The sequence below is a fragment of the Nocardia sp. FBN12 genome (assembly GCF_054031145.1).
On sequence record NZ_CM132926.1, the window covers coordinates 1,938,043 to 1,963,026 of the forward strand.

Below are 24,984 nucleotides of genomic sequence, written 5' to 3' on the forward strand. Positions count from 1 at the left end.
TATGGGACTTCGAGAGGGTGCAAAGAAGGTAGTTGTCACTACGCCGGTCGGGCATGTGGGGGCCCGGGTCGTGCAGTTGCTGGTGCAGGCGGGGGTTCGGCCGACGGTACTGATGCGCGATCCGGGGCGGCTCGATGGCGCGGTGCGTGAGTTCGTCGATGTCGTGCAGGTCGATCAGGGGGATTCGGACGCGGTGGTGCGGGCCACCGTGGGGGCTGATCGGCTGTTCTGGGTCGATCCGCCTGCGCTGGTGGACGGTGATCCGGTGGCGGGGTATGCGCGGATGGGGGCTTCGGCGGCGCGGGCGGTGGCGGAGAACGGGATCGACGCGACGGTGTTTCTCAGCAGTGGGGGTGCGGAGAAGCGGGGTGGGGCAGGAGAGATCGACGGGTTGGCGCGCACCGAGGAGTTGCTCGACGCGACCGGGACCAACGTGGTGCACCTGCGGTGTGGCTACTTCTTCACCAACCTGCTGACCCAGCTCGACGAGATCAGGGCGGGCACGTTGTCCACGCCGTGGCCGTTGGACCACTCGATGGCCTGGGTCGACCCGCGCGACATCGGTGAGGTGGCCGCGGTCCGGCTGCTGTCGGATGCCTGGTCGGGGCGTGTTGTGCAGGCGGTGCACGGGCCGCGGGATCTGACGTTCACCGAGGTCGCCGAGACCCTCGGCCGGCAGCTGGGGCACGAGGTCACCCCGATCCACCTCGGCGACGACGAGTTCCGGGAGATGCTGCGATCAGCAGGTCTCGGGCAGGGGCAAGTCGATGGAATCGCCGGTATGTCAGCGGGATTGAGTTCCGGGTACGTCGCCGAAGACCCGCGCACACAGCTCACCACCACGCCGACGACCCTCGCGGCCTGGGCGAGCACCAACCTGCAGTGAACAGAACCGGCCGGTCACGACAACGAACATCGTGACCGGCCGGGTTTCAGCGGTTGCTCACCAATGCACGCCGGGGAGCATCCGGCCCATCCGGGCAGCGGATCCGGGCATCACCATGAGCGGAGCGAACACCGGGCCCAGCACGGTGAGGGCATTGCGCGCAGGCTCGGCCGGCTCGACCGCTTCGACAGGCTCGGCCACGACCGGAGCGTCGCCCGGCTTCCGTTGCGCCGCGGTGGATTCCCCGAACAGGCGGAATCCAGTGTGCATGATCGTGCGCTTGAGCGACGGCAAGAACATCTCGACCGCCTCGGAGAACGTGCCAACGGGGGTGTCGATGCGGTCGGGTCGTTCCAGCAGCGCACGAATCACGATGTCGGCGGCTCGCTCCGGATCGGGCAGGGGGAGGTAGCGGTAGACCTCGGTCGGCGCGATCATCGGGGTCCGGACAAGGGGCATCCGGATAGAGGTGAAAGTGACACCGGCGCCACGGTTTTCGACGGCGGCGATCTCGCTGAAGTTGTCCAGAGCGGACTTGCTCGCCGCGTAGGCGGCGAAGCGGGGTGCCTTGGTCTGCACGGCGATGGAGGAGATATTGACGATGTGACCGAAGTGGCGTTCGCGCATCGACGGGAGCAACGCGAGGATCAGGCGAACAGCACCGAAGTAGTTGACCGCCATGGTCCGTTCGAAGTCGTGCATACGGTCCACGGAGTTGGCGACCGAGCGGCGGATGGAGCGGCCCGCGTTGTTGATCAGGTAGTCGACGTGGTCGTGCTCGGTGAGCACCGTCTTGACCAGCAGTTCGACGCCTTCCGCATCGGTGATATCGCACGGGTAGGCGAAGGCGGTGCCACCCTCGGCACGCACGGATTCCGCTGCGGCCGTGAGGTCTTCGGCACCACGAGCGACCATCAGCACGATCGCGCCACGGCGGGCGACGGCGTGGGCGGTGGCCAGGCCGATACCCGAGGACGCTCCGGTGATCAGCACGGTGCGACCGGAGAGCTGGGGCGCGTTCGCGGCTTGACGCCCCCGAGTCGGGTCGAGGTTGTCGCGCCAGAAGTCCCACAGCCGGTCCGCGTAGGTATCGAACGCGGGCGCGGTGAGTCCGGGGAGCTGCGCCTGCGTGGAATCGCCGACGAACTCGGCGGTGAAAGCGACGTGCGGTGCGACTTCGGCGGGAATACCCGCCTGCTCGAACAGGAAGTCGCGCACCGCGTTCGCGCCCGGGACCTGACCGAGACCGCTCAGCGCACGCGCGCTGCCCGGCACGGTGCCGATACCGACAGGCCCGCCCGCGGCGGTGGCCAGCGCACGGTAGATCTCCCCGAACGGCTGCGGACGCGGGTTGACCAGGTGGAACGTGCGCCCGTCGAGACCCTCGCGCCGCACGAGGCGAACCATCGCCTCGGCGACGTAATCGACCGGCACCACATTGGTCGCGCCCAGATCGGGCAGCGGCAACGGCAGTTCGGACGGCAGGCCGGCCAGCGTCGAGATGGCCGAGAAAAAGTAGTAGGGGCCGTCGATCTTGTCCATCTCGCCGGTGCGTGAATCACCGACGACGATCGCCGGGCGATACACCCGCCAGCGCACGTCGTCAGCTTCGCGCACGAGCTTCTCCGCGGCGAACTTGGTGCGGTGATACGGCGAGGTCAGGTTCTGGCCGAGGTCGAAATCCTCCTCGAAGAACTTGCCGCGATGATCGCCGGCGACTGCCACCGACGACACGTGGTGCAGGGTGGCGTCGAGGCTGCGGGCCAGCTCGATCACCGAGCGGGTGCCCGAGACATTGGCCGCGTGCGCGGTCTGCTCGTCGGCCGTCATGTCGTAGACCGCGCCGAGGTGCAGCACGTGATCGGCGCGCGGCGCACCGTCGCCGAGGCCGAGGCCTTCGGCGGTCAGGTCCCCGACCAGCGCGAATACGCGATCACTGTCGGGATGTTGCGCATTGTGCGCGGTGAACTTGGCCAGCGATTCGGCACGCACCAGCACGTGCACGATCGCGGTGGGGTCGGCCGCGAGCAGCCCTCGCACCACTCGCCGACCCAGAAATCCGGTACCGCCTGTCACGATGTAGGAAACCATCGCCCCTCCTGAGAATCTCGAAACACGGTGTCGCGCAACAGTGATCGGCATGCGGCGGTGGATGCGAAATCAACGGTTGAGGTCCAGCAGTAAAAGTGGCTGGAGAGAAACCGGGCACATCGTCGTCCCGGCTGGGACTAACCGTACTCGCCAGTAACCTTGCCGGGCAAGTCTTCGGGTGTCTGTGACCGTGTGGGAATTGTCACCCGTCGTCGCAGGTCAAAGGGTATGTGTGACAGGAGATTTCCGTAACTCGAAGTTTCGGACAACTTGTCGCTATCGCGCTGCCAGTACGTCGCTGACGGTACTCGCCATCCGCGTGCGAAAGACCTCGGGGGCGAAGGTGCTGGCGTGATCGCGGATTTTCGCGGGATCGTAGGTCGCCGAACTGAATTCCCGCATGCGCTCGACCAGTGCCGCGACGACGTCCGCATCGGAGCCGGCGGGGACGTACTCGCCGGTGACGCCGGGCCGTACGGTGTCGAGGGCGCCGCCCGCGCCGACCGCGAGCACCGGCGTACCGCAGGCCATCGCCTCGACCGGGACGATCCCGAAGTCCTCGATGCCGGGCATGAGCAGGGCCTGGCAGCGTCGGTACATGTCCTGCAGCAACGCGCCGGAGGTGGCGCCGAGGAAGGTCGTCTCCGATCCGGCGATCTCGTCGAGTTGGGCGCGGAACCGGCCCTCGCCGAGGACGACGAGGCGGACACCGGCCCGCTGTGCGGCGCGGATGGCGAGGTCGGTGCGCTTGTAGGGCACGAGCCTGCCCGCGCAGAGGAAGAAGTCCTCGCGCGCCACCCTCGGATCGGGGGTGAACCGGCTGACCTGGACGGGCGGGTTGACGACCGAGGCGGGCAGGCCCCACCAGTCGGTGACGCGCTCGGCGACCGCGTGCGAATTGGCGATGACGTGCGTCAGCCGCGGTGCCGCGCGCAGCTCGCCGCGTCGAGCCAGGGTGCCCAGCGCGCCGAGCGCGAGCTGGCCGGCGCGCCCTCCGGCCTCCTGCGCGCGGAACTCGCGATCCCAGGCCCAGCGGGCGGGGGAGTGGATATAGGCGACGACGGGGGCGGCGGTGGCCAGGGCGGCCTGGGTGGCGAACGCGTGATGGCTGATCACGACAACGTCGAAGTCGCGCAACGGCATTCGACGCAACGCGCGCGGGACCAGCGGCAGCAGGGGAGCGTGTCTGCGGCCGGTGTAGGTGTGCGCCGTGCTGAGCCAGGTGTCGTGCACGTCGCGCACGGGTTCGCGCAGGCCGCCCGGCGCGACGATCGGCGCGAAAACCTCGGCATCGGGCCAGGTTTCGACGAATTCGCCGACGACGGCCTCGGAGCCGCCGAACTCGGTGAAACGTTCGTGGACGATGGCGACACGGGTCATCGGAGGGTGCTCGCTTCGATCTGTCGGGGCGCCGCGGTGCGACGCAGTGCGGGAGCGACAGGGCGGCCGCGCAGCAGCCCGTCGACGGTGCCGCGCTCGATCGCCCGGCGATAGACCTCGGCGGCCTCGGCGCACGCGGCGATCGTGGTGGTGATGGCGGCCGCGTCGTGGGCGGCGGAGGTGACGAACGACTGGCCGAGTACGCCGCGGACCAGCAGTTCCTGCAGGAACAGGGTTCGAAAGGCTTGCGAGGGTGCGCCTTCCGCGTCCAGGGTGCGGTAGATCAGGCAGGACGATCTGCCGCGCACCTGGAGGAAATCGGCGATGCCGAGGTCGGCGGCGATCGCATTGACCCCCTCGGCGAGTGCGCGGCCTGCCTGTTCCATGCGCGCGACGGGATCCTCGGTGCGGTAGGCGTGCACCACCGCACGGAACGCGGCCAGTGCGGATGTTTCCGGGCCGTGCGTCGTCGAGAGCAGGAATACCCGGTCCTGATCGGTGCGTAGCCCGCCCCGCTCCATGTACTCGCGCTTGCCCGCCAGCGCGGAGATCGGGAACCCGTTGCCCATCGCCTTGCCCCAGCACGACAGGTCCGGCGTCACGCCGTAGACGGCCTGGGCGCCACCCGTCGACCACCGGAAGCCGGTGATCATCTCGTCGAAGACGAGTAGGGTTTCGTACCGATCACACAGCGCGCGAACACCTTCCAGATATCCGGGCAGTGGTTCGGCCATGGCGGTCGCGGCCTCGAGGAAGACCGCGGCCACGGAGCCGTCCGCCAGCGTCGTCTCGAGGGCGTCGAGATCGTTGTACGGGAACTGCACGGTGTCGACGGTGGGGATGCCGCCCGCCATCTCGGTGGTGCCGATGAACCAGTCGTCGACGGAGAAGAACGGCTGAGCGCAGACGGCGATCGTGCTGCGACCGGTGACGGCCCTGGCCAGGCGGACCGCCGCGGTGGTGGCGTCGGAGCCGTTCTTGGCGAACTTCACCATGTCGGCGCCGGGCACGAGGGACAGGAAATCCTGTGCGGCACGCAGTTCCAGTTCGGTCGGCCTGCTGAAACTGACGCCGTCGGCGATGGTGCCCGAGACCGCGTCGAGCACGGGTGTGTAGGCGTGGCCGAGAGTGACCGCGCGCAGGCCCATCCCGTACTCGACATAGCGATTGCCATCGGCATCCCAGACGTGCGCGCCGTTACCGCGCACCAGGATCGGTGCCATGAGCTCCGGATACTGGTCGGCGCCGCGGGCGTAGGTGTGCGCGCCGCCGGGGATCAGGTCGTGCAGGCGTGCCTGCAGCTCGTTGCTGCGATCGAAACCGCGATGCTCGGTGCTTGGGGCCTGTGCGATCGGGTGCTCTGTCATGTGATGTCCCCTCCGGCCTCGGACAGGTGGACCGTGTGAGCAGTGCTGAACGCCCATAGTTCGTGGTCGGTGAGTTCGCCGTCGACACCCCGGTAGCGATGCATGGTTCCCTCGTGCCGCAGACCGGCCGCGCGCGCGACGGCCGCGCCGACGCGGTCGGTGGTCGGCACGGCCAGCGTCAGCCGCCAGATTCCGAGCCGTTCGGTGGCGTGGGCGGTCAGCAAGCGTAACGCGCCGGCCGCGGTGTCCGGGCTCGCCTGCGGTGAAACCCACAGAGCCGCACGGACATTGCGATCGAACATGTCCTGATCGAACAGGCGGCATTCACCGACGTAACGGCCGGCCTCCTCGACGACGAAGACCGCGCCGTGCCGCCCGCGCGGCCCCTTCCGAGCCGAAGCTCTGGCTCGCCACCATTCGCGCCGGGTATGGCGACCCGCCCAATCATCGGGCGAACTGACGGGTGCGAGCAGTGGCCGCGCGGCAATCCGGGCGGCGCGGCGCGGCGTGAAATCGTCGCTGCGCCAGGGGCGTAACGTCACCGGTCCGTGCTCGTCGGACACCGCGGCCGGGCGGGCTGCGCGCAGTGAGGCGGCCGCACGTCGCAGTGTGCCGAGGCAGTAGCGCGCCCGCGCCCGCAGTATCGTGTACCTCGATATCGTGGTCGCGGGCACCGTGGTCTGGGCTGTCCGCGGACTGTCCGAGGTGGGGTGCGCGGCGAGGTAGCCGTCCAGCCAATCGGCGGCGAACCCACCTGCGGGTACGCGATCGCTGGTCACCGCCCACAACTCGTGGTCGATGCGGCCGCTGCCGACATCGAAATACCCGGCCATCACCGCTTCCCGCGTCCATCGCTGCGCGACCGCGCGCCGGGCACCGGCATTGGTGACCGCGATCGGCGCGGTGATCCGCTCCAGACCGACTGTGGTGAAACCGAAGTCGAGCAGCAGCGACCCGGCCAGCCCGCCCGCACCGCGCCGGGCGACCTCGGTGTCGACCCACACACTGAGCTCGGCGGCGCCGGAGTCGATGCTGACCAGCTCGATCTGCCCGGCGAAGCGGCCGTCGATCTCGAGCACCGTGCTCACCCGTCGTCCTGCCCTGGCTTCGGCTCGGGCAGTGAGACATTCACGCACCCAGCGGGTCGCCGTGTGCCGCTGTTCCCAGGTCAGCGGGGAATGGAACCAGTACGGCTCGAGGCAGTCGCGATCACGCAGCCGAATCCGCCGCCACTCGGCGAAATCGCCGAAAGCCGGTGGTCGCAGCAGCACCGTGACGCCGTGCAGGTGCGCCGGACCCAGCACCACCGAGGCGTACGACGCGCTCATTGTCGTGGCCGTTGTTTGCCCATAGGTACGGTGCGCAACGCGCCGTCGGTGCCGACGGCCAGCCGCCAGTAGCTGCCCGAAGGATCCTTCAGTACGACTCCGGCGTCTGCGTGATCGGATAACCAAGCGCCACTGGACAAAACGGCCGAGCGGACCGCGCCGTCGTTGCCCTGCGCCTGGAACAGATCGGCGTCGCTGTGCCCGGCCCTGGTGATCACCGTGCCGGTGAACCGCGACGTGCGCATCCCGCTGCGCCCGATCACTTGCCACCCATCGGGAAACACGCCGGCCCGCAGATCGTCGGCGGAACCGGAGATCAGATTGATCGCCGTGCCCTCGGCGCAGTCGGTGGGGTCGATACGCAATTCGACGGCGGGCCGGTCGGACTCCTGATCGAAGACCACATTCGCCAGGTACGGCTGCCGGCAATAGACGAGGTCGACCCCGACCGAACGGGCGGCCACCTTGCAGTTGACCATGCCGAACTGGGCGGGCCCGCCTTCGCCTTTCGTCCCGACCGAGACCGCGATATCGGCGCCCTCGAACCAGATATTGGTGAGCCACCAATCATTGGCCGCGCCGACGACCATCAGGTGCCGGTCAGTGGTGCGCGGATCGCGATCGGAGACGAACTCGACATTGGTCAGCGCCAAACCGGCATTGTGGTCGTTGCCGGTGCCGAGCACCCCGACGTAGTTGCTGGTGAATTTCGACGAGGTGACGTAGTTCTGGATGCACTGCGTTTCGAGGCCGACCCCGAAATTGTTGATATCGCAGTTGATGAACGCGGTGCCGCCGGTATTGCGATCCAGCACGACGCCGCGCTGGGCGAGAAAGCGAGGGTGGTTGTCGCTGAGGTGATTTCCGCGGATCACGACACCGTCGAAGGAACAGCGGAAGCATTCCGACAGGACGAACGCGGTGGCGCGCGGTCCGGTGAGATAGAAACCGATGCGGGAGAACCGAACCCGGCTGCGCTTCTCCAAGCGGATCAGCGTGACGTCGTCCTCGCAGAACACCACGCTGGAGTCGCCACCGTCGCCGAGAACCGTTGCGTAGTCCGGCATGTCGGGCCACGACCGAACGCGATAGGTGCCCGCGGGGAAATACAGCACCACCGGTCGGTCCCTGGCCGCCGCGGCCGCCGCGACCGCCGCCGTATCGTCGGCCTTACCGTCACCGACGGCCCCGAAGTCGCGCACATTGCGGGCCGCGGGCGTATCGCTGACGTGCGGCGACCGGAACTCCGCACTCGGTTCCGGATCGGCGGCACACGCCGCGGCCAGCGGCAGCACCGCTGCGGCGCCGAAGGTGGCGGCGAGCAGACGCCGCCGCCCGACAGACTCATCGGTCACAGTGGCAGCCGTTCCAGGAAACGGGCCAGCGGAGCCGACGGTCTGCTGTACACCACCGCTCCGGTGAGTTTCGCGGCGCCCAGAGTCGCCAGCGCGCCGCGCAATCCGGGTCCGGACAGCGCACCGAGCTCGACGATGCCGACGGTCGCATCGCACAGCGGTGCCACGCCGATCGCGTCCGCGGCGACGCTGACCGGCGCGGTCTCCACGATGACATGGTCGAAACGCGACGTCAGGTCGGTGAGCAGGTCGGCGAACCGCGCGGACACGAGCAGGTCCGGCGTCTGCTGATCGGCCGCACCGAGGGGGAGGAAGGCGATCCCGGTCTCCGACCACGGCGTCAGCGCCTTGGTGGCGGGCAGGGTGGCGCGCAGCACCGCCGCCAGGCCCGGGCTGTCGCTGGTGATGAACGCCGAACTGCCGCCACCACTGGTATCGGCGTCGACGAGCACCACGTGCTGTCCGCTGTCGGACAGCGAACGGGCAAGTGCCATCGCCACATCCGGCTCCGAACGCGGCGACAGACTCGTCAACTGCACGGACTTCGCCGGGTCGCGCTGAAGCAACCGGCTGCGCAACCGCCGCGTCTCACCCGCGGCACCGGGCCTGCCCGCATCGATCACACCCAGCACCGGAACGGGCAATGCGGCACCCACGGCATCCGGGGTACGCAGCGAACGGTCGGTGCGCTCACGCAGCAGTGCCGCGCCGCCACCGAGGGCGAGACCGGCGATCAGACCCAGCAGCACGATCCGGCTCGGCGGTGGGCCGAGTGGCGTGCTCGGCACCTGCGCCCGGTCGACCACGGCCACCCGCGCGGCCGGTGCCGCGTCGCGCTGGATGGACTCGAGTTCGTCGATGAGCTTGCGGAATTGTGCCACCGCCGCGTCCGTGAGATCGCGGGCACCGGTCGGTGTCGAATCCTCCACCGAGATCACGATCACCGAGGTCGCGGGCGGCGAACTGGCCGTGATCCGCGCGCGCATCTGCTCCGGCGTGACCTTCAGGCCCTTCTCGTCGACCACCCGCGCCGCCACCGTCGTCGAGGCCGCCAGATCGAGGTAGGACCGCACACGTTGCTGCGCGGCCAGACCACCCTGATACGAGTCGTTGACCGAGGTGCCGGTCGCCATCGACACATACATCGAACTCGACGCCGAATAGGTGTTCGGCAGCGTTTGCGCGTAAGCCCACGCGGCCGCCGTGCACACCAGCACGACCCCCACGATCAACAGCCATCGCTGTCGTACGATGCGCCAGATATCGATCAAACCCATCGCTGGGACTCCATTTCCCCTGATACCACACATGATTCGGTGCGCCGGAATTCCTCGACGACCAGATACACCAGCCACGCCAGCACGGCGGTCTGCGCGAATTTGCCGAGATTCTCCATGCTGCCGAGAATCCCGCGCTCGAACAGTGTCGAGGCGCCGGTGATCGCCAGACCGAGCACGATCACCGGAAACCACCGCGAATACAGCGAATACGACCAGGCCAGCAGGAGCGCGAAGGTGAACACCGCGCACACGACGACCCCGGTGTAGCCGCCGAGTACGTAGCCCTCGTTGAAATTTCCCTCGGCGAGCGAGACCGTGACGGTGCTCATGTCCACCGAGGCGCCGCGCACCTCGTTCGCCCATGCGGTCCCGGACTGGAATTTCTCCAGCCCGAGCAGCGGCGCCGGGATGAGGCTCAGGCTCGCGTGCTGGGCCACTTCGCTCGGTGTCAGCCAGCCGCCGGGACCGTAGAACAGTGCGTCGGTCGCGGCTTCCAGGAGATCGAACCGGCGCAGGATGCTCAGGAACGGCTGCACGTTCGCCGGGTAGATCGAGTCGACCGAGGCCGCGTCGCGGGCCGCGGTACCAGTGGACTTGAACGACTGGAGCCATCCGAAGCCGATCACCCCCACTATGCCGATGCCCGCGACACCGAGGGCGGTGCGCCGGTTCCAGCCGATCATCGAGAACCGGATGGCCAGTGCCAGCGCGGCGCCCAGGATCGGAGTCTTGGACTGCACCACCGACGACCACCAGAGTTCACCGGCCAGCAGCCCGGCGAGGATGATCGCGGTGCGGCGCGGGTCGGGCGGGCGCAGGAAGATGATCAGACCGATCGCGGCGATCGAGGCCGGGACGGCGAGAAACGCCAGCAGCGGGTTGGCGCTGTCGACTTCACCGGCGGTGCCCGCGGATCCGGACGCCTTGCCCGCGAGCCGCCCGAGCATGCCGAGCGTGTACAGCGCGAGCAGGGCGGGGACGAAATCCGGATCGTCGAGGGCGGCGGCGCGGCGCAGCGGTCTGCGGTGGGCCCAGATCGCGTAGGCGACAACGAGTGCCGCGTACACCCACAGCCCGAACACCACATGCTGCAGGGCCAGCGCGATCCCGCGGTCGTAGCCGAGATCGGCCAGCCGCGGATCGGGCACATTGTCACCGAAGTGCGGTTCGGGCCGCACCGCGAGCAGTACCAGCGGGCGGGCCACATACGACAGCGACCAGAACACGGCCTGCGCGATGAGGAACACCCTGGCGACGCCGGGCACCCAGAGGGCAGCGACCGCGATGACGAGCAGCGCGGCGGCGACGGCGGCGACGGTGGCGGAGCCGGTCAGGACCTGACCTCCTGCGCCAGCGCGACGATCTCGCGTGCCCGATCCACATACCGGTGCCCGTCGGCCACGACCCGGCGGTGCCCGGCTGCGGCCACGGCCGCGACCCTGTCCGGTTCGGCCGCACAGCGATCGAGGATGTCGTGGAGTTCGTCGGTGTCGGAGAACAGGAAGCACTCGGTGGTATCAGCGAGGAGTTCGGCGTGCTCGTCGGTGCGTTCGCCGACGAAAAGCCCACCGGCAGCAGGCACTTCGAAGGTGCGGCAGGTATGGGTGTCGCGGTTGCCGGAGTTCAGCAGCACCAGGTTCGCGCCGACCTGGGCGACCGCCGCCGAATACTGAGCGCCGTAGACGGCCCCGCCCACGTGGGCGCCGGTGGCGCGCAGCTCGGGTACCCGCCGCCAGCCGGGACCGCGGACGAGCATGCGGTCGCCGTAGCGCCGGGCCAGTTCGACCATCGCCGTGCGGCGGTCGGGACGGCACACGCCGATGAAGCCGACGAGGTAGTCGCGGCCGTCACGCCGGGCGGTGCGGTGGTGCCAGGCCGGATCGTAGGCGCTGCGCACGAAACCGACGGCCCGAGCGCCGCGCGCCCGCAATTCGGGCACATTGTGCCGCTTGGTGGTGACCACGAGGTCCCATTCGGCTTCGTGCGCGAGGTAGGAGGAGGTGAGATTTTCCGGGTTCGCCACATCGTCGGCGCTGTAGTGCACATGCAGCGCGGCAGGCAGATCGAGCAATCTGCGCTGGTCGAGATGGATTCCCTTGAACACGAAGACCATATCGGGATCGAAGGCCCCGGCGCTACGTTCGATTCGCTCGTGTAATGCGCGCACCTGCCACGGCGCCCGCTCCTCGCGCACTTTGGCGTAGATCCAGGGCGGTGACAAACGGGTCGGCAGCGTGATCGTGGTCGAGTCGACGACGAGCACATCATGGCCGGCCTGCCGGAAGCCGTCGGCCAATGAGCGGGCATTGCTGCCGATCCAGTCGTCGCCGATGAAGAGGATTTTCATGCGTGGTGGTCCTTGTTACGCCGGTCGCGCAGGACCAGCATCCTGACTCGCGCGAGATACCAAGCAGCGACGGCATATTCGACCAGCACGCTGCCGTAGACGAGGGTGTGTACCGAGCGGGTGTGGAACGTGAGCCCGAGCGCGCAGGCCGCGATCACCGTGCCGATCACGGCGCCGGTGAGCACACCGAACGTGTCCTGGCGAACGGGCAGGATCGCGGTGGTGACGAACGAGGTGACCGTGGTGGCGGGCAGGATCAGGATTTCGATCCGCAGCAGTGATGTCGCGCCGAGGAATTCGGTGCCGAAGATCACTTCGATCAACAACGGTGCCGTGACCCAGACCATCGCGCTCACCAGCGCGGCCAGTGCGACGCAGGCCGCCAGTACTCGCACACTGTCGCGCCAGAAGTTGCCGTCGGAGCTACGCCGCGCCATCCGCGGCAGCAGGGCGAAACCGATGGGGTCGAGCAGCGATTGCAGGGCTCGCACGAGGCGATCGCCCGCGGAGTACAGACCGAGGGCGGCCGCGTTCAGCACCACCGAGTAGATCGCCGCGGCGCCCTGGCCGTAGGTGGTGATCAACAAGCGGGAGGCGAACACCGGCGCACCCGTGCGCAGCAGCTCACCGACATCGCGGGGCCGCGACGGCAGGCCGTATCGACGGGAGGTGTCGATCCAGGTGGCCACGACGGTCGGCGCCGACGACACCAGCAGGCACAGCACCGCCACCTGGGCGCTCGGCACGCGTGGCAGCACGCCGACCAGCAGAGCGAGGTAGCCGAGCCGCCCGATGCCCTGATAGACCGTCGACGCGCCGAAACGGCCCTGCCCGATCAGCAGCCAGTCCTCCGACATCGACCAGAACCCGCCAGCGAACAGGCCGAGCAGGATCATCTGCACCGGCTCGGGCATCCGGAACACCAGGCCGACACCGAGCGCGAGTCCGAGGAGCAACAACAAGGTCAGGCGCACGGCGAGGTAGTCGCCGCGCAGCTGGTTGATCGCCGCGAATCGCGCACCGGCACCGCGGTCTTCCTCGGCGTCGGGCACTCGCGCGGCCATGAACGAGGTGATCCCGAGGTCGACGATCAGCGAGCCGATGAAATAGGCCGACATCGCCATCGCGAGCAGCCCGAGACCGTGCGCGCCGAGTACCCGGGCGATCAGCGGCACCGTGATGAAGGTGACGAGGTACTGCCCGTACTTACCGAAGCTGACGAACCCGATGTCACGCAGGACGGCCAGCGGGCTGGACTTGCTGTCTTTGCCGCCACCGCCGGATCCGCGGTCGTCGTCGGGCTGTCGATGCGCGCCGGTGTCGCGGGGGACGGCCTGCACGTGCGGGAAAACGTCGGTCGTGACGGTGGCCAGGTAGCGATCGTGCTCAGTCACCGCGGGGCACCACAGTGTCGAGGAAGTCGGCGACGGTGCGCGCACTGGCATGGATGTCGAAGTCACGCGCGCGATCCCGGCCCGCTTCGGCGAGGCGGGCGCGGTGGGCGGGATCGTGCAGGAGGGTGTCCAGCGCGGCGGCCAGCGCGGCGACATCGCCGCCGGGTACGAGTAAGCCGTCGACCCCGCTGTGGATGATCTCGGCGGGACCACCCGGTGTCGCGGCGATCACCGCGCAACCGGCGGCCATGCCTTCGACGACAACCTGCCCGAACGGTTCGGGCAGCACCGAGCAGTGCACGAGAATGTCCGCGGCGGTGAGATACTCGGCGGGATCGTCGACATGGCCGGTGAATTCGGCGGCCACACCCAATTCGGCCGCGAGCTTCTCGAGCTGCGCGCGATAGGGCTCCTCGCCGAAGAAGGTGCCGCCGACCAGAACGACGCGGGCAGGCCGCACCCGCAGCGCGGCGATCGCGCGCAGGAAGACGTCCTGGCCTTTCCACGGGCTGAGCCTGCCGACTACGACGACCACGGCGTCGGCGGCCGGGCGGGTGCGCGGATCGGCTTGTGCCGCAGGCAGTTCGACGCCAGGGTAGGCGATCGCGGTCGGGAGGCCGGTCGGCAGGGTGGCGGCGGTCGCGCGGCTGTTGGCCAGCTGGCCGCGGCACAGGAGCCGGGCCAGTGTGCGGATCGCCAGGGCGGGAATCTTGCCGAAGTAGTCGGGGGAGACGCGGTCGTGGACCTGCCACACCAGCGGAACCCGCGCGCGGCGGGCGGCCACGGCGCCGAGGACCAGCGCCTTGGTGCTCTCGGCGACGACAACATCGGCGCGGGTCTGGTTCACGACCGCGCCGACGGCCCAGCCCAACCGCAGCAGGGCGATGAAACCGGTGATCAGTCCGAGCAGTCCGGTGCCGATACGCATGGCCCGTGAGTCGAATCGTCCTGTGACAACCCGTGTTTCGATGTCGCGTGCCCGCATTCGGGCCACCATCGGGCCGTCCTCGGTGTAGAGCATGGTGACCTGGTAGCGGCCGGTGGCGCGCAACGCGTCCAGCATTCGGAGGGTGGCGAGTTCGGCGCCGGACGGTGCCGCGGTATGCGCGAGAAAGACTGCTCGGGTCATCGCAGGTCCCGGTACAGGGCTGCGTGCCGGGCCGCCGCGACCTCCCAGGTGAAGGTCTGCGCGTGCGCGCGGCAGGCGGCCGGGTCGGGAACGGTGCCGTCGAGGGCGGTGACGAGCCGAGCGGCGAGCGCGTCGGGTTCGCCCGCGGGGACGACGAGGGTGGGATCGAGACCGCGCACCGCATCCGGCAACCCGCCGCAGTCGGTGACGATCGGTGCCCGGCCCGCCGCCAGGGACTCCAGGGCGATCAGGCCGAAACCTTCCAGCGCGACCGTCGGCACCACCGACACGGTGGCCTCGGCGTAGAGCCGGGTGAGCTGGTCGTCGCTGACCCGGCCGGTGAACTCGACAGTGTCGGCGAGCCCGGCCGCCTCGGCGCGCAGATCCGCTGCGGCGGTGCCGGTGCCGACGACGACAAGTCGCGCGTCGGGATGCGCGGCCAGCACCCGCGGCCACGCCCGCAACAGCACGTCGATGCCCATGCGCCGCTCGAGCCTGCGCACACACAGCACGGTCCGGGTCGCGGTGGTGGTGTCGAGCGGCGCGGCGCGGAATCGGTCCAGGTCGACGCCGGGCGGAATGATCGAGATCCGGTCGGCGGGCACGTGGTAATCGCGTTCGAGCACATCACGGAAGTGGCCCGACAGCACGATGAATCGGTCGGCGCCGCGGTAGCGCAGTCGCTCGAACAGGTACTTCGCGCGCACCGCACGGGCGGATTCGCCCGCCATCGCGCTCTCCTGCGCCCACGGACCATGGAAGTGGACGACCAGCGGCAGCTTCGTCGTCGCGGTCCGGGCGAGGGGTCCGTACAGGCAGAAGTGCCGGTCCACAACGGTACCGGGGGCGAGTTCCGCGCGCGCGAGCAGCGCTGTGCGGGTGCGGTGCAGTGTCGAACCGCCTGTCGGCCCCCATGATTGCGCGCCCGCGTCGTCGGCGGAACCGAACGCGGCCGCGGTCACCGCGACGTCGGGTTGCCGCGCCAGTGCTCGATACAGATCGGTGAAATACCGGTTGAGTCCGCCCGGTGTGGCACCGAACCATTCCGATCCGGTCATGTGCACACGAGCCATTGCGGTCGCAGTCGTCAACCTCCGCACCCTTCATCATGTGTCCCGCGAAGTGCGTCCCGACCGGCGAATTCGCTATCAACCCACAGTCTAGGGGAGCAACCGGATTCGGGCTTACCGGACGGCAGGCAGTAACGGGCTGAGGTAGATTCGGGACAAGGGGAGGCGGGGGTGCAACAGGGCATTCCCCGGTGACAGGGAGTGCGACGATGGTTTCCGCGTTGACGGTGTGTGTACCTGCCTACGACGCCGAGCGGACGCTCGCGGTGACGCTGGAATCGGTGCTCGCCGAGGACGCCGAGTTCGAACTGCTCGTTCTCGACAATGCCAGCGCCGACCGCACGGGCGAGATCGCCCGGTCCACCGGCGACCCCCGGGTGCGCGTGCTGCGCAACGAATCGGTGTTGCCGATCGGGGCCAACTGGGACCGGGTGATCCGGGCCGCGTCCGGTGACCTGGTGAAAGTGGTGTGTGCCGACGACATTCTGCGCCCCGGCGCGCTGACCGAACAGTGGGCGCTGATGGCCGACCCCTCGGTCGCGATCTGCGCGGGACGTTTCGACGTGATCGACGAGCAGGGCGGTCTGCTCGAGACCGACCTCGGTCTGCCCGGTCTGCTCGGCCGCCGCACGCCACGGGAACTGGCCAAGGTCATCGTGCGACGCGGACCGGCCGAATTCGGGCCGACAGCCGCGGCGATGTTCCGCCTGGCCGACTACCAGCGCGTCGGCGGCCTGCGCCCCGACCTGGTGTTCCCGATGGACGTCGACCTCTTCGCCCGCGTCGCCACCGGCGGTCACTTCGTCGGCATGGACCGCATCGTCGCCGCCTGGCGTAATTCCTCGTTCAACCTGTGCAGCCGCACCACCACCAGGTCCAAGCTCACCGACATGTATCGCTTCCATCACAGACTCGTCGCCGACCACCCCGAATTGGTTACGCGTGCCGATGTCCTCACCGGTGACCTGCGCCTGGTCGGGCAGATCATGGAGCGGGTGCGGGTGCGGACACTGGGCGCGGTCGGCGCGGTGCGACCCGGCGGTTGACGTCGGCGAACGCCCCGGCGACACCACGCCCGCCGGGGCGACTCGGCTCAGATCGAGAAGGTCTTGCCGTAGGTGACGACGGTGTCGCCGGACGAGCTGACGATCTTCACGAACGGGCGGACATTGGTCTGGCCGAGAACACCGGTGACGGTGCCATGGAAGCCCGAAAGGCGCAGGACGCCTTCGGTTCCGGCGATGTCACCACCGGCGACCTCGACCTCCTGGATGCCCGGCCCGAAGCCGACTGTCAGTTCGATGCCCGCCGTCGGGATCAGCCCGTCGAACGTCGCGCTGGGATCGCTGCCGATCTCGATACCGAGGCTCGGCGTCGACCACTCGAACCTGAGCTTGCCGTCGAGGGTCGCGGGGTAGCCGACCTGGTAGCCGATGATGATGTGGCCCGACCAGGCCTCGGCGTCCGGACCGGAGATCCGGTAGGAGGCGGCGCCGCTGTGGAACCACTCGCGGGTGAGCGGATTGCCGTCCAGCGGGGCGACGAAGTCGATCCTGGTGTCGGACTGGATGGCTTCGACGGTGCGGTCCTTGCCGTCGAGAACGGTACTGCTGGCGTCGATTCCGGCGCCTGCGGCGCCTGCCCCCATGGTGAGACCGACGGCGACGGCCGAGACCATCGCTGCGAAACGCAGCGCGCGCGATGCGAGCACGGTGATTCCCCTCATATGATTTCTTCCCCTGCGAACTCGCCCGTCGAACGATGCGTTCGGCGCCGCTGTCCCCCTAGGATCCGGGCACCGGCCATCGCGACACTGCGGTGGGCCGGCGGCGACCGCTTTCGACCGCGGTCAGCGGCTCGATCATGGTGCGGCGCTGGGCATTCCGAGTATTCCACGCCGGCTGATCATGCGCTGATCGACATAAAGTCTTCTATGCCACAATCCGCGCACGCGACTATGGCTTGCGTGGGCCCGCTGGGTCGTCGATCATCCAGCGGCCGTCGAGTTCGGGCAGTCCGGCGCTGACCTCGGCGAGCAGATCGGGCAGCGTCAGCAGTACGACATCGGGGTCGGCGGCGACCAGATCGGCGGGGGAGATGATGGGCACGTCGGTGCCCGGCATCCGGCAGCCCTGCTTTCCGGGTGAGGCGTCGGCGACACCGGCGAGCAGGCCGCGGTGTGCGCCCGCCATGCTCAGCAGCGCTACCGCTCGGGATGCGGCACCGTAGGCGTAGACCCGATGCCCTTGTGCCGCACCAGTTTCCATCCAGGCGTGCAGCGTGCGGATGTGGTGGTCGACTGTCTCCTGGAGCGCGTCGACGGCGCTCAGCGAAGGGGCCTCGCGGGCGAACAGCCTTTCCACTGAGATGTCGGAAGCGTGGTCGCCGTGGCGAACAGCGAGGAGCACGGTGCCGCCGTAGAGCTCGAACTCCCACGCGGTGACCACGCTCATCCCCGCGCCCCGCAGCAGTGTGCGCAGGGCCCGCAGCGAGTAATACGCGAAGTGCCCGTGCCGCAGGGCATTCCACTGTCCCTGCGCGACGATGGTGGCCAGCGAGTGGTACTGCACCAGCAGCACCCCATCAGGAGCCGTCGCGGCGGCGCGGACCGCGAACGCCACCCGCTGATCGGGTTCATGCATGATGCCGAAGCAGTCGAGTACTACATCGGCTGGTCCGCTGGCACTTTCGGCGAAACCGTGCTCGGCGAGCAGGGGAAGCCAGGTGCCGCCGTGGGGGCTCCCGAACTCGGTGACCGTGGATCCGCGCAGCAGTCCGGCGGAACGCACCAGACCCACCGCCTCGGCGGCCTGGTCGCGCAGGGCCCGCGGTTCGATGCCGTGGGGTTCGGCCGTGACGGTGTCGTCGTCGGCGAGCTGGGCGAGCCCGCACGTCGTGCACTGGTCCATGCGCAGCGGATGGCCGGATTCGGTGTCGGTGACCGGAGCGTCACGTGGCGGAAAGTGGTCCGCCGCCGGGACCGACCCCAGGTCGAGTACGGGAACGAGTGCGGACTTCGCGCAGCCGCGGCATCGGCGGGTCATGGGAGGATGTCCTCGTGCGTATCGAGCGGACCGAACTGGCCGACGTGGTGGTACTCGTTCCCGAACCGTTCCGGGACGAGCGTGGATTGTTCACCCGCACCTTCGACGCGGGCGAGTTCGACGCCCACCTCGGGGTGCCGGGCGCGGCGGCCGCCTTCGTGCAGGACTCGCAGTCGCGGTCGGTGCGCGGGGTGATCCGTGGCATGCACGGCCGCGGTGGGCGTGGTGAGGCCAAGCTGGTGCGGTGCGCACACGGTGCGGTGCACGACGTGCTGGTCGACATCCGCCCGGAGTCGCCGACGTTCGGTGCGCGCCAGGCGTTTCGGCTCGACGACGAGCAGTTCCACCACCTGTACGTGCCGCCCGGTTTCCTGCACGGATTCCAGGCGCTGACCGAGATCGCCGACGTCTGCTACCGCATCGACCGCCCACACGATCCGGCCGAAGACCTCGGGGTCGCCTATGACGACCCCGAGCTCGCCATCGACTGGCCGCTGCCCGTCGGCCCGGTCTCCGCGCGGGACGCGGGAGCCGGGAGCTGGGCCGCGTTGCTGGCTAGGCTGACGCCGACGCACTGATCCGGCGCAGTTGCGCGTCGAGCGCCCCGGAATCGCACAGCCCCTGCAGGTGTGGCAACCGGGTGAAGCGACGGAAGAACGCGTCCGAGGTGAGTCCGCGCGCGGTGTACTCGGTGCACAGCTCGGCCGCACCAGCGGGCACCGTCCACTGTGCCTCGAAGCCGAGAACTTCACGCGCGGAAGAGAAGTCGACCCGGTACGATCGTGGGTCGGCGCCGCTCTCGCCGGTGATCAGCAGCGTCGAACCCGGCACGGCCTCGACCACGGAGGCGGCGATCTCGGCGACGGTCAGGTTGTTGATCTCGGTGCCGATATTGAACGCCCGGCACGAGACGTCGGCGGCGGGCGCGGTGAGACAGGTGGCGAACGCGGTCGCGATGTCCTGCGCGTGCACCAGTGGCCGCCACGGGGTGCCGTCGGAGAGCACCTTCACCTCGCCGGTGAGTACCGCGTAACCGACCAGATTGTTGAGCACGATATCGGCTCGCAGACGCGGCGAGAACCCGAAAGCTGTGGCATTGCGCAGGAATACCGGGACGAAATCATCGTCGGCGAGGGCGGCCACGTCGTCTTCGACCCGTACCTTGCTCTCGGCGTACGGGGTGATCGGGCGCAGCGGAGCGTCCTCGGTGACGAGGTCGGCGCCCGCGGCACCGTAGACCGAGCAGGTCGACGCGTAGAGGAACCGGGAGACCCCGGCCTCCTTGGCGAGCCGGGCCAGGCGCACCGACGCGTGATGGTTGATGTCGTAGGTGATCTCCGGCGCCAGCGCGCCGAGGGGGTCGTTCGACAACGCGGCCAGATGGATCACCGCGTCGAAACCGCGCAGCTGCTCGACGGTGACCGCACGCAGGTCCACCGTCAAACCCGCGGGATCGCCGGCGAATTCGCCCAGCACGCAGTCGGCGAAGTAGCCGATGTCGAGCCCGGTGACCTGATGGCCGGCCGCCCGCAGCACCGGCACCATCACGGTGCCGAGATAGCCCTGGTGCCCGGTGACCAGTACCCGCATGTTCACGTCTGTTCCCATCTGATGATCGCTTTGTCGAGCACGAACGCCTCGGCGTACGGCGCGTGGCACTGCACACCACGCATCCTGGCGAGCCCGAGGAAGGCCTGTTCGTCGAACCAGTCGCGGCCCGTCTGCGATGGATAGTGCTTGTGGAGTAGCTGCGATTTCTGTTGCGCGAGTGTATGACTCAGCGGGTGGTAGAGCGTCGGAGCCGGGGTGTCGGTCTCCCATTTGAGGATCTCGTAACCCAGGGTCAGGTGGTCGCGGAACTCGGTCGGTACCAATTCGGCGAGCAGCCGGTGGTCCTGGTGGGCGTCGCCTCGATGCGGCGCGAACACCACCTCGGGTTCACCGCCGCGACGAAACTCCGCGAGCGCGTCTTTGATCCGATCCCAGTGCGCGGGTGCGCGGCCGTCGGGCACATCGAGGACCCGCAGGTCGGGTTCGGTGCCCGAGCAGAAGGCGGTCAGCGCCGCGCGTTCCTCGTCCTCGCGTGCGGTGCCGCCGCCGGACAGCACGAGCGCCCGAACCTCGACATCGGGGTCGGCACCGGTGAGTGCGAGAAGTGTCGCGCCCATGCCGATCGCGATATCGTCGCAATGCGCCCCGAGCACCGCGATGCGGCGCGGCGGCTGGGTGAACAACCCGATCACGGTTGGTCCCACACCATCCACGGCCGGGTGCCGTTGCGGTAGGCGTCGTCGAGTTCGGCGCGCTCCTTGAAGGTGTCGGCCGGCTTCCAGAAACCCAGGTGCTGGTAGCCGAAGAGCCTGCCCTGCCCGGCGAGCGTGCCGCACGCGTCGGCCACCAGATCGCCACCGGGCGGCAGCAGATCGAAGATCTCCTGGCTGAGCACGAAGTAGCCACCGTTCTCCCACAGCGGCATCTGCGCCACCGGCACGATGTCCTTCACCTCGCCCGTCGGTGAGATGTCCACGCAGTGGAACGAGGACTGCGGCGGCACCACCATCATCGACGCGGCCGCACCCGAGGCGTGGAAGCGTTCGATCATGGTGTCCAGCGGCGCGTCGGTGAGCACGTCGGCGTAGTTGGCCAGGAAGTACTCGTCGCCGTCGAGGTGGGAGCGCACGCGGCGCAGCCGCTCCCCGATCGCGGATTCGACACCGGTGTCGACGAAGGTGATCGACCAGTCGCTGATGTCGCTGCCAAGCAGCTCCATCTGACCGTTGCGGATCACGAAGTCGTTGGACGCCGATTCCTGGTAGGTGAGGAAGAAGTTCTTGATGTGCTCGGCACCGTAACCGAGACACAGTACGAACTCCTTGTGGCCGTAGTGCGCGTAATAGCGCATCACGTGCCACAGCAGCGGGCGCGGGCCGACCAACTGCATCGGCTTGGGGACGACGTCGCCGGATCCGCCGCGCATGCGCATGCCGTATCCGCCGCAGAACAGCACGACCTTCATCGGTTCGTTCACCTTCATTCGGAGTGTGCGCCGGCCGCGACCGGTTCGCCTGCCGGGGTACCGCGATGCAGCACCGGCAGCGGATAGATCAGTTCGCCACCCCACTCGCCGACATGGCGGAGTTGGGCGGTGATCTCGGTTTCGAGATTCCACGGCAGGACCAGCACCACATCGGGCTTGTCGGCGTCGATGCGTTCCGGCGGATGGATCGGGATCCGGGTGCCGGGCGTGTAGCGGCCGTGCTTGTACGGGTTGCGGTCCACGGTGTACTCGAGCAGGTCGGGCCGGATTCCGCAGTAGTTGAGCAGGGTGTTGCCCTTACCCGGCGCGCCGTAGCCCACCACCCGCTTGCCCGCCGCGCGGCAGTCGAGCAGGAAGCGCAGCAGCTCCTGGCGAACCGATTCGGCGCGGGCACCGAGTGCGGTGTAACCGGCCGGTTCGTGCAGGCCCGCCGCGCGTTCGAGGTCGAGGACCTCGGCGACGCGCGCGGTCGGCTCGGCGACGGCGTCGGGGCGTGCCCACAACCGGATCGAGCCGCCGTGGGTATCGAGCAGTTCCACATCGACGACGGTCAGGCCGGCGATCGCCAGCGCGCGCCGCGCGGAATGGACGGTGTAGTACTGGAAATGCTCGTGATAGATCGTGTCGAACTGGCCGAGCTCGACCAGGTTCAGCGCGTGGTGCACCTCGATGCTGAGCCAGCCGTCGTCGCTGAGCAGGGTGCGCAGCGCGTGGGTGAACCCGCGCAGGTCCGGAATGTGGGCGTAGACGTTGTTGGCGACGACGAGGTCGGCCGGCCCGTGCTCGGCGCGGACACGTGCGGCCGAATCCGGTTCGAGGAACGCTGTTTCCGTCGGCACACCGATCTCGCGCGCCGCGCGACCGACATTGACCGACGGCTCGATGCCGAGGCAGCGGATACCGCGGGCGACCGCGTGCCGCAGCAGGTAGCCGTCGTTGCTGGCCACCTCCACGACGAACGAATCGGAACCGAGGTCGAGCCGCTCGGCGGCCGCGCTCACGAACTCTTCGGCGTGGCGGACCCAGCTGTCGGAGAACGAGGAGAAGTAGGCGTATTCGGTGAAGGTGTCCTCGGGCGTGATCAGCGCCGGGATCTGCAACAGCAGACAGTCCTCACACAGCCGCAGGTGCAGTGGATATGTCGATTCGGGCAGGTCGAGTTCGGTCGCGGACAGGAAGCTCTCGCACGGAGGGGTGGCGCCGAGGTCGAGCACGCTCGTGAGCCGTCCGGAATCGCAGAGTCGACATTGCACGGGGAACCCCCACCTTCTTGCACGTTCACCAAAGCTGTCACGGCTGCTGCCGGTCATGCCGGAAGTCGGATCGGGGAGCGCAGACGTTACAGCGGTGGGCGGGACGCCGGCGCCCCGAAAGGCCGGGGGCAGAAACAGTTTCATGGTATGTTTCGGAGTTCGACCAGGTCGATCCGGCACCGGCAAACCGCTGGCGAGGGCGACCGTTCCTCGCGCTCTTGTGACGCCATTCACTGGTGAAAGTGACTGTCCTGCGTACATACCGGAAAGGCGATAACAGCTCGGTGATAGCTGTTCGATTGCCCTGTGATGTGGCTAACTTCTGGAATCCGTTGTGGCGCTGAATCTTCGGCGGGGAGTCCGCCTGGGGGTCTGTAACAATCAGCGGGCGGGTATCGAATCGACGGGCAGTAGGACGGCCGCATCGGCCGCGTTCCGGTCGATGGGGATCGGGAAACGATTCGTCTCCCGAAGGGGAGGGTGTGGGTTCATGAGCTACGAGCTCACCGGTAGTGGCGACGTCGATGTTGTCAACGGTGTTCAGGCGTTACGCCGGACGCAGCGCGAGAGCTGGCAGAGCGCGCTGGTCCAGCGGCTGGTCGTGACCGATGTGATCGCGGTGTTCGGCGCGGTCGTGGCGGCCCAGGCCATCCGTTTCGGCGGCCCCGCCGCGCCGCCGCTGGCCTGGCCGCTGCCCTACGAGGTCGGTTACTCCGTGGTGTCGCTGGCCTTGGCCGCGGGCTGGCTGGCGTTACTGCACGGGTACGGTAGCCGGACGCCGCAGGTGGTCGGGACCGGCAGCGAGGAGTTCCGCAGGCTGGTGTCGGCGACCTTGCGCCTGTTCGGGGTGCTCGCGATCCTCGCGCTGCTGTTCCGGGTGGAGGTCGCGCGTGGCTATCTCGCCATCGCCTTGCCCGCCGGGCTGTTCGCGTTGCTCGCGGGGCGGCTGGCGTGGCGGTGGCGGTTGCGCCGGTGGCGCGCGCAGGGGCGGTGCCATACCGCGATGCTGGTCGTCGGGTCACCGGAGGCCGCGCAGGCGATGGCGTCGGCGTTCACCGGCGATCCCGGGTCCGGCTATCGGGTTGTCGGGGTGTGCGTGCCCGCGGGATCGGTGGGCGCGCAGTTCGATACGACCGACGGACCTTCGGTGCTCGGTGACGATCGTTCGGTGCTGGAGGCGGTGCGCCGCAGCGGGGCCGATGCGGTGGCCGTGGCGGCGACCGATCATCTCGGGCCCGCCGAATTGCGGCGGATGGCATGGGCCTTGGATCCACTCGGTGTCGATTTGATCGTGGCGCCCGGCGTGGTCGACATCGCGGGGGCGCGGTTGACCAACCGGATCGTCGCCGGGATGCCGATGTTGCACATCGATCCACCGCAGTACGGACGAGCGAAGTCGAGCGGTAAAGCGTTGTTCGACTTGTGTTTTGCCGCGACCGTGTTGGTGCTCATCGCGCCGATGCTGGCCGCGATCGCGGTCGCTGTGAAGCTGACGAGCGCGGGGCCGGTGTTCTATTCGTCGGAGCGGATCGGGCGCGACGGCATTCCGTTCCGGATGATCAAGTTCCGCAGCATGCTCGTCGATGCCGACAGCGCGGTGGAGGCGCTGATCGAGCGGCACGGTGGAAATCCGTTGTTCTTCAAGGTCAAAGACGATCCGCGAGTGACCGCCGTCGGCCGGTTCCTGCGCAAGTACAGCCTCGACGAGCTGCCCCAGTTCTTCAACGTGCTGCGTGGCGACATGAGCGTCGTCGGGCCGCGGCCACAGGTTCAGCGTGAAGTGGACAGCTACGACGGGGAAATGCGCAGGCGGCTGCTGGTGAAGCCGGGCGTCACCGGGTTGTGGCAGGTGAGCGGGCGCTCGGATCTGTCGCCGGAGGACTCGGTACGGCTGGACCTGTCCTATGTCGAGAACTGGTCGATGGTGCTGGATCTGGCGTTGATCGCGCGCACCATCGGCGCGGTCACCCGCGGCGACGGCGCATACTGAAACCGGGGTGGCGAGGAGAGCTCACCACCCCGG

At 68.6% G+C, this 24,984-nt stretch carries 21 protein-coding genes; 4 read left to right on the forward strand and 17 right to left on the reverse strand.

All coding sequences use genetic code 11. From position 1 onward, the window contains the following. The first annotated feature begins 1 nt into the window (after window position 1). Complete coding sequence (locus ACWZHB_RS09625; protein WP_427907583.1) at window positions 2-886, forward strand: NmrA family NAD(P)-binding protein; 885 nt, start codon at window positions 2-4, stop codon at window positions 884-886. Window positions 887-943: 57 nt separating this feature from the next. On the opposite strand, the gene ACWZHB_RS09630 is transcribed toward ACWZHB_RS09625, so the two are convergent. The 11 genes from ACWZHB_RS09630 to ACWZHB_RS09680 form a co-directional block, all read right to left on the reverse strand. After that, the gene (locus ACWZHB_RS09630; RefSeq protein ID WP_427907584.1) at window positions 944-2,977 is read right to left on the reverse strand and encodes an SDR family oxidoreductase; all 2,034 of its coding nucleotides are present in this window, start codon (window positions 2,975-2,977) and stop codon (window positions 944-946) included. A gap of 276 nt (window positions 2,978-3,253) precedes the next feature. Further along, entirely contained in the window at window positions 3,254-4,357 is a 1,104-nt protein-coding gene (locus ACWZHB_RS09635; protein WP_427907585.1) for a glycosyltransferase, read from the reverse strand. After that, window positions 4,354-5,724: a glutamate-1-semialdehyde 2,1-aminomutase gene (locus ACWZHB_RS09640; RefSeq protein WP_427907586.1), complete on the reverse strand. Its 1,371-nt coding sequence runs from the start codon at window positions 5,722-5,724 to the stop codon at window positions 4,354-4,356. The genes ACWZHB_RS09635 and ACWZHB_RS09640 overlap by 4 nt, the downstream gene beginning before the upstream one ends. Continuing rightward, window positions 5,721-7,052, reverse strand: a complete 1,332-nt coding sequence (locus tag ACWZHB_RS09645; protein ID WP_427907587.1) for a GNAT family N-acetyltransferase — start codon at window positions 7,050-7,052, stop codon at window positions 5,721-5,723. The genes ACWZHB_RS09640 and ACWZHB_RS09645 overlap by 4 nt, the downstream gene beginning before the upstream one ends. Then, on the reverse strand, window positions 7,049-8,407 hold the full coding sequence (locus tag ACWZHB_RS09650; protein ID WP_427907588.1) for a glycosyl hydrolase family 28-related protein: 1,359 nt from the start codon (window positions 8,405-8,407) through the stop codon (window positions 7,049-7,051). The genes ACWZHB_RS09645 and ACWZHB_RS09650 overlap by 4 nt, the downstream gene beginning before the upstream one ends. Beyond that, window positions 8,404-9,684, reverse strand: coding sequence for a Wzz/FepE/Etk N-terminal domain-containing protein (locus tag ACWZHB_RS09655; protein WP_427907589.1), 1,281 nt, complete (start codon window positions 9,682-9,684; stop codon window positions 8,404-8,406). Before ACWZHB_RS09655 ends, ACWZHB_RS09650 begins: the two co-directional genes overlap by 4 nt. Continuing rightward, complete coding sequence (locus ACWZHB_RS09660; RefSeq protein ID WP_427909123.1) at window positions 9,675-11,021, reverse strand: hypothetical protein; 1,347 nt, start codon at window positions 11,019-11,021, stop codon at window positions 9,675-9,677. Before ACWZHB_RS09660 ends, ACWZHB_RS09655 begins: the two co-directional genes overlap by 10 nt. Then, on the reverse strand, window positions 11,018-12,034 hold the full coding sequence (locus ACWZHB_RS09665) for a CgeB family protein (RefSeq protein WP_427907590.1): 1,017 nt from the start codon (window positions 12,032-12,034) through the stop codon (window positions 11,018-11,020). The genes ACWZHB_RS09660 and ACWZHB_RS09665 overlap by 4 nt, the downstream gene beginning before the upstream one ends. Further along, on the reverse strand, window positions 12,031-13,281 hold the full coding sequence (locus ACWZHB_RS09670; RefSeq protein ID WP_427909124.1) for an oligosaccharide flippase family protein: 1,251 nt from the start codon (window positions 13,279-13,281) through the stop codon (window positions 12,031-12,033). Before ACWZHB_RS09670 ends, ACWZHB_RS09665 begins: the two co-directional genes overlap by 4 nt. A gap of 139 nt (window positions 13,282-13,420) precedes the next feature. After that, window positions 13,421-14,557 carry a glycosyltransferase family 4 protein gene (locus tag ACWZHB_RS09675; protein WP_427907591.1) on the reverse strand — a complete coding sequence of 379 codons (1,137 nt, stop codon included), beginning with the start codon at window positions 14,555-14,557 and terminating at the stop codon, window positions 13,421-13,423. Next, entirely contained in the window at window positions 14,554-15,615 is a 1,062-nt protein-coding gene (locus ACWZHB_RS09680; RefSeq protein WP_427907592.1) for a glycosyltransferase family 4 protein, read from the reverse strand. Before ACWZHB_RS09680 ends, ACWZHB_RS09675 begins: the two co-directional genes overlap by 4 nt. 221 nt (window positions 15,616-15,836) lie before the next feature. On the opposite strand from ACWZHB_RS09680, the gene ACWZHB_RS09685 reads away from it, so the two are divergent. Further along, the gene (locus ACWZHB_RS09685; RefSeq protein WP_427907593.1) at window positions 15,837-16,673 is read left to right on the forward strand and encodes a glycosyltransferase family 2 protein; all 837 of its coding nucleotides are present in this window, start codon (window positions 15,837-15,839) and stop codon (window positions 16,671-16,673) included. 47 nt (window positions 16,674-16,720) lie between these two features. On the opposite strand, the gene ACWZHB_RS09690 is transcribed toward ACWZHB_RS09685, so the two are convergent. Together ACWZHB_RS09690 and ACWZHB_RS09695 are read right to left on the reverse strand one after the other, a co-directional pair. Further along, a complete protein-coding gene (locus ACWZHB_RS09690; RefSeq protein WP_427907594.1) occupies window positions 16,721-17,353 on the reverse strand; it encodes an MspA family porin in 633 nt (210 codons plus the stop codon). A gap of 229 nt (window positions 17,354-17,582) precedes the next feature. After that, entirely contained in the window at window positions 17,583-18,671 is a 1,089-nt protein-coding gene (locus ACWZHB_RS09695) for a class I SAM-dependent methyltransferase (protein WP_427907595.1), read from the reverse strand. A gap of 14 nt (window positions 18,672-18,685) precedes the next feature. Between ACWZHB_RS09695 and ACWZHB_RS09700 the strand changes: the two genes are divergently transcribed. Then, a complete protein-coding gene (locus ACWZHB_RS09700) occupies window positions 18,686-19,249 on the forward strand; it encodes a dTDP-4-dehydrorhamnose 3,5-epimerase family protein (RefSeq protein WP_427907596.1) in 564 nt (187 codons plus the stop codon). Here the strand turns inward: ACWZHB_RS09700 and ACWZHB_RS09705 are convergent. The 4 genes from ACWZHB_RS09705 to ACWZHB_RS09720 are packed head-to-tail and all read right to left on the reverse strand — an operon-like array spanning window position 19,227 to window position 22,961. Continuing rightward, window positions 19,227-20,261: an NAD-dependent epimerase/dehydratase family protein gene (locus ACWZHB_RS09705; protein WP_427909125.1), complete on the reverse strand. Its 1,035-nt coding sequence runs from the start codon at window positions 20,259-20,261 to the stop codon at window positions 19,227-19,229. The two genes, ACWZHB_RS09700 and ACWZHB_RS09705, sit on opposite strands and share 23 nt — an antisense overlap. A 2-nt stretch (window positions 20,262-20,263) precedes the next feature. After that, the gene (locus ACWZHB_RS09710; RefSeq protein ID WP_427907597.1) at window positions 20,264-20,914 is read right to left on the reverse strand and encodes a PIG-L deacetylase family protein; all 651 of its coding nucleotides are present in this window, start codon (window positions 20,912-20,914) and stop codon (window positions 20,264-20,266) included. Further along, window positions 20,911-21,687, reverse strand: coding sequence for a glycosyltransferase family protein (locus ACWZHB_RS09715; protein WP_427909126.1), 777 nt, complete (start codon window positions 21,685-21,687; stop codon window positions 20,911-20,913). The genes ACWZHB_RS09710 and ACWZHB_RS09715 overlap by 4 nt, the downstream gene beginning before the upstream one ends. A 14-nt stretch (window positions 21,688-21,701) precedes the next feature. After that, window positions 21,702-22,961 (reverse strand): methyltransferase domain-containing protein, encoded by a 1,260-nt coding sequence (locus ACWZHB_RS09720; RefSeq protein WP_427907598.1) that lies wholly within the window; start codon window positions 22,959-22,961, stop codon window positions 21,702-21,704. 490 nt (window positions 22,962-23,451) lie between these two features. Here ACWZHB_RS09720 and ACWZHB_RS09725 point away from each other — a divergent pair, with 490 nt between their 5' ends. Next, the gene (locus ACWZHB_RS09725; RefSeq protein ID WP_427907599.1) at window positions 23,452-24,951 is read left to right on the forward strand and encodes a sugar transferase; all 1,500 of its coding nucleotides are present in this window, start codon (window positions 23,452-23,454) and stop codon (window positions 24,949-24,951) included. The last annotated feature ends 33 nt before the right edge of the window (window positions 24,952-24,984 follow it).